Below are 11,037 nucleotides of genomic sequence, written 5' to 3'. Positions count from 1 at the left end.
TATGCCGGCGTCGAGAACGAACTGTTCTTCCGCGACAACACCATGATGCTCTTCGCCGACGCCAAGAAAATGGTCGAAAATATCGTCAAGGCACTCGACCACTGACAGCGGCGGGCAGAAGAAAAGATCCGCACTTTACAAAAATGGAGGATACAAAATGGCTCAATGGGTACGATTTGACGATGAGGGCATGGAGGGCTTCGGCCTTCTGCAAGGTAAGGATATTGTCATTTATCAAGGCAGCATGTTCGAGCAACCGATCGCCACCGACATGCGGCTTCCACTTGCCTCGGTTCGCTTGCTGGCGCCTTGTGAGCCTTCCAAGATCATCGCACTGTGGAACAATTTCCATCAGCTCGCCGCCAAACTCGATGTCGCGAAACCCGATGAGCCGCTCTATCTGTTGAAGGCCCTGTCGAGTGTCGCATCTCCGGAGGCCGTGGTCCGCCGCCCGCCTTCCTACACTGAACGCGTCGGCTATGAAGGCGAACTTGGCATCGTGATCGGCAAGCGCTGCAGCAATGCCTCGGAAGAGGAAGCCGCGGCCGCTATTTTCGGTTACACCTGTGTCAACGACCTGACGGCGAGCGACATCATCGCCCGCGACAAGACCTTTGCACAATGGGCTCGCGCCAAGAGCTTCGACGGTTTCTGTCCATTCGGTCCAGTCATCGCGACCGATATCGATCCGACCGAATGCAATGTCAAAACCGAGCTCAACGGCGCCCTGCGCCAGGACTATCCCTTAAGTGATATGATCTTTCCGCCGGCAATTCTTGTCAGCGCGCTTTCGAAGGATATGACGCTCGAGCCTGGAGATCTGATCTGCTGCGGTACGTCGCTCGGCGTCGGCTCGATCAAGGATCCGACCAATACCGTCTCCGTCACCATCGAGGGAATCGGCACCTTGTCGACGACATTCGTTCAATAGGCTCCAAAATAAGAGAATACCCGGAAGCCAAGGTTCCGGGTATTCTTCTATCAAACCGGGATTGGATGTTTCAGCGCTCAATCCAACTCCGGCCAGACACGTCATATTCTTTCAGGCGGCCGCGGCCATCGCCTCGCGGATCGTCTCACCGACGAGATGCGGGCTCTTCGCGATGATCACGCCGGCATCCTTCAGCGCGCTGATCTTGTTCCCTGCATCACTGGCAGCGCTTTGCGCGAAAGCGCCGGCATGGCCCATGCGGCGTTCCGTCGGCGCATGACGGCCGACTACGAGCCCAACGACCGGAATGTCCGGTTTGATCGCTGCAAGAAACTCGGCCAGTTCCTGCTCTTCCGATCCGCCGATCTCGCCGATGGCGATCACACCGCGCGTATCTTGGTCAGCAAGGAACAGCTCCATGCAGTCGCGCATGCTGAGGCCGTGAATGGCGTCACCGCCAATGCCGACTGTCGTCGACTGGCCAAGTCCCGCCGCACTCACCTGAGCGATGACCTCGCTGGTCAGCGATGCCGAGCGCGACAGGATGCCGACGTGGCCCTTCCGCTCGCTGCCCGTCGCCATCACGCCGATCTTGCAGACGCCCGGCGAAAGAATGCCCTGCGAGTTCGGACCGACGAGAACCGTCGAACTCTGCTTCAGCGCGGCGCGCACGCGCAACATGTCCTGTACAGGCACCCGCTCCGTCAGAGCCACGACCAGCGGCATATCTGCCTCGATCGCCTCGATCATTGCTGCAGCAGCGTTTTCCGGCGGCACGAAAATCATGCTGGCATTGGCGCCAGTCTCTTTCATCGCTCCTGCAACCTCGTCAAAGACCGGGAGGTTCAAATGGTAGGTTCCGCCCTTGCCGGGGGTTACGCCGCCCACAATCCGGGTTCCATATTCCATCATGGCCGCCGAATAATGCGTTCCCGCCCAACCGGTCATGCCCTGGCAGATCACACGGGTGTTCTGATCAACGAGAATGGTCATGATCTTTCTCCATGCGCAGCGGAAACGGCGCGGCTCACCGCCGTCCACATGTCGGGACAGTCGATTACCTTGCAACCGAAGTTGGCGAAGCGGAACCGGGCGTATTCGGCATTGTTGCCCGTCAGACGAACGATGACCGGGCAGGTACGTCCCGTGCGCCGCATCGCGATGCCGAGACCGTCGGCAATGGTATCGCAGGGCTGCATTCCGCCGCCATGCACATTGACGAGAATCGAGCGCACGGCCGGATTGTTGAGAAGCAGCGTGAATCCATGCGCGACATCGAGGCTGGTGGCCGTCGTGCGGATATCCATGAAGTTCGCAGCGCTGCCATTTGCGGCACGCACCATGTCGAGCGTTGCGAGGCCAAGCCCGGCCCCATTGACAGCCAGACCGATATTGCCGTCCATCCGCAAATAGTTGAGCCGGCGATTTTGCGCGACGAGCTCGATTTCATCGCCGTCATGCTCCTCGCGCAGGGCCACCAGCTCGGGATGCCTGAACAGCGCGTTGTCGTCGATGATCATCTTGACATCGACCGCAACGAACTTGCCATCTTCTGTCACCACCAATGGGTTGAGCTCGATGAGCGTTGCATCGAGTTCGACGAAGGCCAGGCGCAACTGGTCGAGAAGCGAAGCAAAAGCAGAGTGAAGGCCGGAACCAAGGCCAAGACGCTCGGCCAAGCCAGTCAGGGCCGCTTTCTCCGGTGCATCTCCGGTACCGAGGGAAAGCCGTTCCAGACGGGTTTCGCCCGATTGAAGCCGCTGCTCGATATCCTCGCTCCCTTCAGCGCCGGCGAGGAGGGCAATTTCAGCCCTTGCCGCATCAACGAGCAACGACAAATAGAGACTGCGGACAGGACGAACGGCCGTTTCAATCAGCACCCTGTTGACGCGGCAACCGGCTGGTCCCGTCTGTTCGGTTATGAGAGTGCGCCCAAGCATCGCGGCGGCAGCGGCTTCGACCTCGCCTGCAGATGAGACCAGACGGACGCCGCCTGCCAGGCCGCGGCCTCCCGCCAGAACCTGTGATTTCACGGCAATCCTGTCCGCGCCCAAAGCCAACGCTGCTTCGCGGGCCTCGCCGGGGGTCAGCGCTACCCGGCCTTCCGGGACATTGACGCCTCTGGCGGATAAAAGTGCTTTCGACTGGAACTCATGAAGCTTCATAACCGCCTCCTCCCTGAAAGCGAATAGGCTTATGGTGTGGCGATGCTTGGTACCGCCTGCGAGTCAGTGGAATACATAATGCCAATGCTGATCAAATCTGTCAATCGGTAGTCGGGTTATAATTTTGCGCCAACGACACCCGCCGTGACAAAATTCGGAGGAAGAAAACGGCGACACCGGGGGGTTATGTCGCCGTTTTCTCGATGCGGACTACTCGGCAGCGATTTTCTGCGGGGTTCCGAGTGCACCGCTTTTCTGCAGTTCGTCGATCGTCCGCTCATCGAATCGCAAGACGTCGCGCAGAATTTCGTCCGTATGCTCTCCCAAAAGTGGGGAACGCGTAACGTCTGTCGGACTGTCGGAAAGCTTGATGGGATTACCGACAGAAAGATAGTTGCCGCGCTCCGGATGCTCCACTTCTACGATCGTGCCGGTAGCTCTCAGCGACTGGTCTTCGGCTATCTCTTTCATCGACAGGATAGGACCACACGGGATGTCCCTGTCGTTGAGGATCGCCATCGCCTCGAACTTGTCCTTGGTCATCGTCCATTCTTCGATGCGGGCAAAAATCGCGTTGAGGCGCGGCAGACGCGCTACAGGTCTTGCATAGTCGGGATGGGTCTTCCATTCCGGCTCGCCGATCACGTCGCAAATCGCCTCCCACACCGGCGCCTGGGTAATGAAGTAGATGTAGGCGTTGGGATCTGTCTCCCAGCCCTTGCACTTCAGGATGCGCCCGGGCTGGCCACCGCCTGAATCATTGCCGGCGCGGGGCACGCTTTCGCCGAACTCGATACCCTCGCCATATTGGCTGTATTCGTTCAAGGGACCGTGCGCCAGGCGTTGCTGGTCCCGCAGCTTCACGCGGCACAGATTGAGCACGCCATCCTGCATTGCTGCCGAGACTTTCTGGCCGCGTCCTGTTTTGGTGCGTTGGAAAAGCGCCGTGACGATGCCGAGGCATAGATGCAGACCTGTGCCGGAATCACCGATCTGCGCTCCGGTAACCAGCGGCAGACCATCGCGGAAGCCTGTCGTCGATGCCGCACCGCCAGTGCATTGCGCGACGTTTTCATAGACCTTGCAATCCTGATAGGGACCGGGGCCGAAACCTTTGATCGAGGCAACGATCATCGCCGGATTGAGTTCCTGGACGCGCTCCCATGTGAATCCCATGCGATCGAGCGCACCGGGAGCGAAATTCTCCACTAGCACATCGCAATTTTTGATCAGTTCTTCGAGAACCGCCTTCCCGCTCTGATTCTTGGTATCGAGCGTGATCGAACGTTTGTTGTGATTGAGCATAGTGAAATAGAGGCTATCCACCTCGGGGACGTCGCGCAGCTGGCCGCGCGTGATATCTCCAACACCGGGGCGCTCAACCTTGATGACATCGGCACCAAACCAGGCAAGGAGCTGTGTGCATGTTGGCCCAGACTGAACATGGGTGAAATCCAGGATGCGAACACCCTCCAAAGCTTTCGTCATTCTTTTCTTCCCTTTTTCTGGCGCGGAACTTGTTCCTTCGTTCTGCTTTCTGTCGATTTGAGCCGGCGGCCTTTATGACCGCCGGGCTTTTTCGTTATTTGTACATCGTCTGGTTCTTGGTACCGGGTGCATACTCGTTAGGATCGACCCAGATGTTGACGACGGCCGACCGGCCCGTCTTGGCTATGGCCTCGCGAGCGCGCAGAAGCGCCGGCTGAATTTCGGACGCTTCGCGAACCTCCTCGCCATGATTGCCGAGCATGTGCGCGAATTTGGAGAACTCGACGTCGCCAAGCTTGTTGCCGACATTGCCGCGTTCCTCGCCATATTTTGCAACCTGGCCATAACGGATCTGGTTCATCGAGGAGTTGTTGCCGATAACCGCAAGATAAGGCGCGTTGAACCGGTCACAGGTTTCCATGTCGAAGGCAGTCATCGAGAAGGCGCCGTCACCATAGTAGCAAAGCACTTCCTTTTGCGGATGAGCCAGTTTCGCTCCAAGCGCGAAGCCGGTTCCGACGCCCAGCGAACCAAGCGCACCGGGATCCATCCACTGGCCCGGATTGCGCGGGCGCACGGCCTGAGCCGAGATGGTCACCACGTCGCCGCCATCGCCGATGTAGATCGTATCCTCGCCGAGGAACTCGTTGAGCTCGTATGCAACACGGTAGGGATGGATCGGGCTCTGGTCCGACTTGAGAAGCGGCAGCACCTTGTCATAGGCGATAACTTCCTGCTGCTCGAGCGTCTTCATCCACTCGCGGCGCGCCTGGCGCTTGCCCTTGTCGATCCGGGCGGATGCAGCCTGCAGGACCGCCGAAAGTATGGCGCCCGGATGACCGACGAGACCCAGATCGATATCGCGGTTCTTGCCGACGGTGCGGTAATCCTGATCGATCTGTACCAGGGTAAGGTCCTTGGAAATCCTCTTGCCATAGCCCATGCGGAAATCGAACGGCGTGCCAATGACCACGATCACATCGGCATTGTTGAATGCAAAGCCGCGTGTGCGGTCGAAGTGATGAGGATCACCAATCGGCAGCGTGCCGCGGCTTGCGCCGTTGAAGTAGCCGGGGATATCCAATCCGCGCAGCAACTCGACTGCAGCCTGCGTGCTGCCGGACGTGAAGACCTGTTGTCCAAACAGAACGGCGGGGCGTTCGGCATTCACCAGAACATCAGCCAGCTTTTCGATATCCGCCGGATCGCCGATTGAATATGTCGAAGCCCTGTATTTGCCCGGCTGCGGTATGACGGCCTTTTCAAAAGGGATTTCGCGATCCAGAACATCCCGCGGAATTTCCAGATAGGAAGGGCCGGACGCACCGGAGAAACACTCGCGCGCCGCCATGGAGATCATATCGGCAATGCGTTCGGTGGAGGAAACGCAGGCTGCAAACTTGGTGATCGGGGTCATCATGTCGACATGCGGCAGATCTTGCAGCGAGCCCATTTTGTGCTGGGTCAAGGCGCCCTGCCCGCCAATATGAAGCACCGGGCTTTCCGAGCGAAATGCCGTGGCGATACCGGTTACCGCATTGGTGCAGCCTGGACCTGCCGTCGTGACAACACAGCCCATCTTGCCCGTCTGGCGGGCATAACCATCGGCCGCATGAGCAGCGACCTGCTCGTGGCGCACATCGATAATGCGGATGCCTTCGTCAATGCAGCCGTCATAGATATCGATGATGTGGCCGCCGCAAAGCGTGAAGATAGTATCGACACCTTCATTCTTCAGCGCCCGCGCCACCAGATGGCCACCGGACACCACGCTTCCGTCGCGTACCTTCCGCTTCAATGTATCTTCAGCCGTTGATGTGGCCTTCTCAACCTTTGTGACGATTGTCATGAACGTCTTTCCTCCTATTGAATTTTGTCGTCTCTTATCGTTGGCGCTTGGCCGTCCACCTGTTCCCGGCCTGCAGCTCTACATGCGGTTGCCGCACCAGCAGTGTCTTGTTCAGGGAGCCAAGTGGCTCAGCTCCATAGAGATTTTGCATGCGATAACGCTCGTTGAGATCGATGGGCCCTGCCTTCCCCCTGCCCCGGATTGCCGCATCAAAGACGCAACCAGCGGAGACAGTCGAAAGAGCCGAGCCGGATTTACAAAGTCCGCGGCGCTTCCTTACCCGCGTGTCGGGTCAGCTGAAGTGCTCTTGCAGAATTTCTGGCATAATAAATACCATAAGTCAAACACCCTTGATAAAGATAATCGCGGAGTGGGGAAAACCAGTTGAGAGGCGTAAAAACATCGAAACAAAAGGCCTGCCTGAAGCGTTGTATGAGTGTGCGGTGCAGAACCTATGCAAAAATGGGATGCTGATATGCGTCTGGCGCCGTTGTGAACTGGGATATGGTATGCCAGATAGAGGCCATCTTAAACGGTAAACAGGAGTGTCAAATCATGCCGGCACGTGCAGAAATAGCCAATACAACCGATCGTACCGCCCGTCGCGGTATTATCGAGACGATTCTTGCCTTCCTCGACAGCGTTGCACGCACAAATGCACGCAACAAAAATACCGAACCTTTCGGTCTTTAGTCGCTAAAAAATTACTTGTCCTCCCCTTAAACGGCTGCCGGATTGCCTCCAGCGGCCGCTTAACATTTTGAATACATTTAGTTTTTACAAAAGTTGTATAGCAATACCAGCTTGGCCCTTGTCTTTTGGTATAACAGATACCAGTATGTCCCCATCAGCGCATGGCATTATAGCTACATAAAAGGCGTAGAAAGGGATGAACATGACTCAAGCGGTAAAAGAGGAGTTCCGCTCGCAGCAGGTCAGCGACGGATTCAGATGGGGACAGTTGGCAATTGGCGTGATCTGTATGGTTACAATCGCCAATCTTCAATATGGCTGGACATTCTTTGTTCCCGAAATTACCAAACAATTCGGTTGGGGGCGTGCGGAAATTCAATGGGCATTCACGCTCTTCGTCCTGTTCGAAACATGGCTGGTTCCGATAGAGGGCTGGTTCGTCGACAAATACGGTCCGAAGATCGTCATTATGTTCGGCGGCGTGCTATGCGCTATTGGATGGGTCATTAATTCACAAGCCGACACGCTGTTCTTATTCTGCGTCGGCCAGGCTGTTGCCGGTATCGGTGCGGGTGCAGTCTATGGCACCTGTGTGGGCAACGCTTTGAAATGGTTCCCAGACCGGCGTGGACTTGCTGCGGGTATCACGGCAGCCGGTTTTGGCGCAGGTTCCGCCCTGACTGTCTGGCCTATCCAGGCAACGATCGCCCATTTCGGCTTCGCGCACACCTTCCTTACCTTCGGGCTGGGGCAAGGCATTATCATCGTGGTCCTTGCTTTCTTCCTCTTTGCCCCTAAGCCGGGTCAAACTCCTGAAGTCAGCAACAAAGGCCCGATCATCCAGAGCCGCAAGCAGTATCTGCCTTCCGAAGTGGTAAAGCACCCGATCTTCTGGCTCATGTATCTCATGTTCGTGGCAGTGGGTGCCGGTGGCCTCGTTGTTACGGCCAACCTTGCGCCGATGGCAAAGGACTACGGCGTCGCCGATATTCCAGTTTGGCTTGGCATACCAGCCCTCACCTTGGCTGCTACGCTCGACCGCCTGCTCAATGGCGTGACCCGACCGCTCTGCGGCTGGATTTCCGACAAAATCGGACGTGAAAACACTATGTTTTTCGCCTTCGGCATCGAGGCGATCGGCATATATCTGCTTTACCTCTTCGCACATGACCCGATGATGTTCGTGATCTTGAGCAGTCTGGTGTTTTTTGCCTGGGGCGAAATCTACTCACTCTTCCCTTCAACTTGCACAGATACATTCGGCTCCAAATTCGCTGCTACCAATGCCGGCCTGCTTTATACGGCCAAAGGTACCGCCGCGCTTCTGGTGCCATTTGGTACGGCGCTGGCGGCAGACGGAGATTGGGGCGCGGTATTTATCATCGGCGTCATCCTGAATGCGGGCGCCTCCCTCCTGGCTCTGTTGGTACTCAAACCATGGCGCGCAGGTATTATCCGCAGGACGGAAGAGAACGCCCTGCAGCCCGCCCAATAGCATCACGATAGAACTCGCCTGGGCTGGGTCGTGCCAGCCCGGGCATTGAAACATTCAGACACTCAATCAGCATTGAAACAAACCACTAGCGGCCAGAGATCAGGACTTGACAGTCATTTGTCTGGTATACAATATACCAAACGCGCCAAAGACAGTTTTACCAGTTCGCGCCGCTGGCAAACCAAGCCACATCAATGCCGCCGTCACCGGGAGTGCACGCGGCCATCACGGAGGAAATCATGCTCGACAAAACCGTTGTCCGTAACGTACTGGAAGCGGCGCGGGCCGAGGGCCGCCAGGCACTCACCGCACCCGAAGGCAAGCTTATCTGCGATGCCTATGGCATAGCAGTTCCGCAGGAAGGCGTTGCCGGCAGTGCCGAAGAAGCCGCCTCGCTTGCTTCGGCCATGGGCTTTCCGGTGGTCATGAAAATCGTCTCTCCGGATATCCTGCACAAGACGGAAGCAGGCGGCGTTATCGTCGGCGTCAAATCTGCCGAGGAAGCCAAGGCCAGTTTCGACAAGATCATCGCCAATGCGGAGGCCTATAAAGCCGATGCGGAAATCATCGGCGTGCAGGTCCAGCAAATGCTGACTGGCGGCCTCGAAGTCATCATCGGCGCGGTGACCGACGACAGCTTCGGCAAGCTCGTTGCCTTTGGCCTTGGCGGCGTTCTCGTCGAAGTCCTGAAGGATATTACTTTCCGTCTTGCACCGGTGACGCATGACGAAGCGCTGTCGATGCTGGACAGCATTCAGGCAGCGGAAATGCTGAAGGGCGTGCGCGGCGGTGAGCCGGTCAATCGTATTGCGCTTGCCGATATGATTGTGCAGGTCTCCAAACTTGTTGACGACTATCCGGAAATTTCCGAACTCGATCTCAACCCGGTTTTCGCCACCAGGGAAGGCGCGATTGCCGCCGACGTACGCATCGTCATCGACTACAACCAGGCCAAGCCACGTCACCGCCCGTCTCAGGAAGAAATCCTCAAATCCATGAACCGCATCATGCGCCCGAAGGCGGTAGCGGTGATCGGCGCTTCGGCAGAGGATGGCAAGATCGGCAATTCCGTGATGAAGAACCTCATCAACGGCGGCTACAAAGGGCAAATCTATCCGATTCATCCGAAAGCCGAAGAGATCCTCGGCTACAAGACCTACAAGAGCGTCAAGGATGTTCCGGGCGATATTGATACGGCGGTCTTTGCCATTCCCGCCAAACTGGTTGCCGGCGCTCTTGCCGAATGCGGCGAGAAGAAAATTCCCGGCGCTGTCCTCATTCCCTCGGGTTTTGCCGAAGCCGGAGAACCGGAACTGCAGGACGAAATCGTCAAGATCGGTCGCAAATACAATATCCGCCTGATGGGCCCGAACATTTACGGCTTCTACTACACGCCGGAAAATCTCTGCGCGACATTCTGCACGGCCTACGACGTCAAGGGCTCGGCGGCATTGTCGTCACAGTCCGGCGGCATCGGCATGGCTATCATCGGCTTCTCCCGTTCGGCCAAGATGGGCGTGTCGGCGATTGTCGGTCTCGGCAACAAGTCGGATATCGACGAGGACGATCTGCTCACCTTCTTCGAGCAGGATGACAATACGCGGATCATCGCCCAGCATCTCGAGGATCTGAAAGACGGCCGTGCCTTTGCCGAAGTGGCAAAACGTGTCTCCCAGAAGAAGCCTATCGTCGTGCTCAAAGCGGGACGTACCTCCGCCGGTGCCAAAGCGGCCTCCTCGCATACGGGCGCGCTTGCCGGTAACGACAAGATCTACGAGGACGTTTTCAAGCAGGTCGGCGTCATCCGGGCCCGCTCGCTGCGGCAGCTCCTCGAATTCGCCCGCGGCATTCCGGTCATGCCAACGCCGAAGGGCGAAAATGTCGTCATCATCACCGGCGCCGGTGGCTCGGGCGTGCTTCTCTCCGACGCCTGCGTCGATAACGGCCTCAATCTCATGGGAATGCCGGACGATCTGGATGCGGCCTTCCGCAAGTTCATTCCGCCCTTCGGTGCCGCGGGCAATCCCGTCGACATCACAGGCGGCGAACCGCCCCTCACCTACAAGAATACGGTCAAACTCGGCCTCGAGGACGATCGCATCCACGCACTGATCCTCGGTTACTGGCACACGATCGTGACCCCGCCGATGGTCTTTGCCAAGCTCATGGTGGAGGTGAAGGAAGAAATGGCAGCCAGGGGTATCGAGAAGCCGATGGTTGCGTCGCTTGCCGGCGATGTCGAGGTCGAAGCGGCCGCCGAATATCTCTACCAGCATGGCATCCCTGCCTATGCCTATTCGACCGAGCTTCCAGTCGAGGTACTGGGCGCGAAGTACAAATGGGCCAGAGGCGCAGGTTTGCTCTAGAGCAATTCCAGGAAAAGTGGGAACCGGTTTTCCGTCCGGAATTGCGTAAA

General features: G+C 57.5%; 9 protein-coding genes. 5 read left to right on the top strand and 4 right to left on the bottom strand.

Annotation, left to right across the window (positions count from 1 at the left end; translation table 11 throughout):
- The coding region (locus PHA01_RS19735) for an NAD(P)(+) transhydrogenase (Re/Si-specific) subunit beta (RefSeq protein ID WP_271898084.1) at positions 1–105 on the top strand (105 nt) is incomplete at its 5' end.
- Positions 106–157: 52 nt separating this feature from the next.
- A complete protein-coding gene (locus tag PHA01_RS19730) occupies positions 158–931 on the top strand; it encodes a fumarylacetoacetate hydrolase family protein (RefSeq protein WP_271898067.1) in 774 nt (257 codons plus the stop codon).
- A 111-nt stretch (positions 932–1,042) separates the two neighbouring features.
- Here the strand turns inward: PHA01_RS19730 and sucD are convergent, their stop codons facing one another.
- The 4 genes from sucD to PHA01_RS19710 form a co-directional block, all read right to left on the bottom strand.
- Positions 1,043–1,924 (bottom strand): succinate--CoA ligase subunit alpha, encoded by an 882-nt coding sequence (gene sucD / locus PHA01_RS19725; RefSeq protein ID WP_271898066.1) that lies wholly within the window; start codon positions 1,922–1,924, stop codon positions 1,043–1,045.
- Positions 1,921–3,096: a succinate--CoA ligase subunit beta gene (locus PHA01_RS19720; protein WP_271898065.1), complete on the bottom strand. Its 1,176-nt coding sequence runs from the start codon at positions 3,094–3,096 to the stop codon at positions 1,921–1,923. The genes sucD and PHA01_RS19720 overlap by 4 nt, the downstream gene beginning before the upstream one ends.
- 210 nt (positions 3,097–3,306) lie before the next feature.
- On the bottom strand, positions 3,307–4,584 hold the full coding sequence (gene frc, locus PHA01_RS19715) for a formyl-CoA transferase (RefSeq protein ID WP_271898064.1): 1,278 nt from the start codon (positions 4,582–4,584) through the stop codon (positions 3,307–3,309).
- A gap of 94 nt (positions 4,585–4,678) precedes the next feature.
- Positions 4,679–6,433, bottom strand: a complete 1,755-nt coding sequence (locus PHA01_RS19710) for a thiamine pyrophosphate-binding protein (protein WP_271898063.1) — start codon at positions 6,431–6,433, stop codon at positions 4,679–4,681.
- Between the two features lie 555 nt (positions 6,434–6,988).
- Between PHA01_RS19710 and PHA01_RS19705 the strand changes: the two genes are divergently transcribed.
- The 3 genes from PHA01_RS19705 (at position 6,989) to PHA01_RS19695 (ending at position 10,987) form a co-directional block, all read left to right on the top strand.
- Positions 6,989–7,126 (top strand): hypothetical protein, encoded by a 138-nt coding sequence (locus PHA01_RS19705; RefSeq protein WP_271898062.1) that lies wholly within the window; start codon positions 6,989–6,991, stop codon positions 7,124–7,126.
- 202 nt (positions 7,127–7,328) lie between these two features.
- A complete protein-coding gene (gene oxlT, locus PHA01_RS19700) occupies positions 7,329–8,621 on the top strand; it encodes an oxalate/formate MFS antiporter (RefSeq protein ID WP_465248739.1) in 1,293 nt (430 codons plus the stop codon).
- 239 nt (positions 8,622–8,860) lie between these two features.
- A complete protein-coding gene (locus tag PHA01_RS19695; protein WP_271898060.1) occupies positions 8,861–10,987 on the top strand; it encodes an acetate--CoA ligase family protein in 2,127 nt (708 codons plus the stop codon).
- The last annotated feature ends 50 nt before the right edge of the window (positions 10,988–11,037 follow it).

Source organism: Candidatus Phyllobacterium onerii, from assembly GCF_028331445.1.
Lineage (GTDB): Bacteria > Pseudomonadota > Alphaproteobacteria > Rhizobiales > Rhizobiaceae > Phyllobacterium > Phyllobacterium onerii.
Note: the sequence above shows the minus strand (reverse complement) of the source record. Positions and strands in the feature narration are given on the sequence as shown.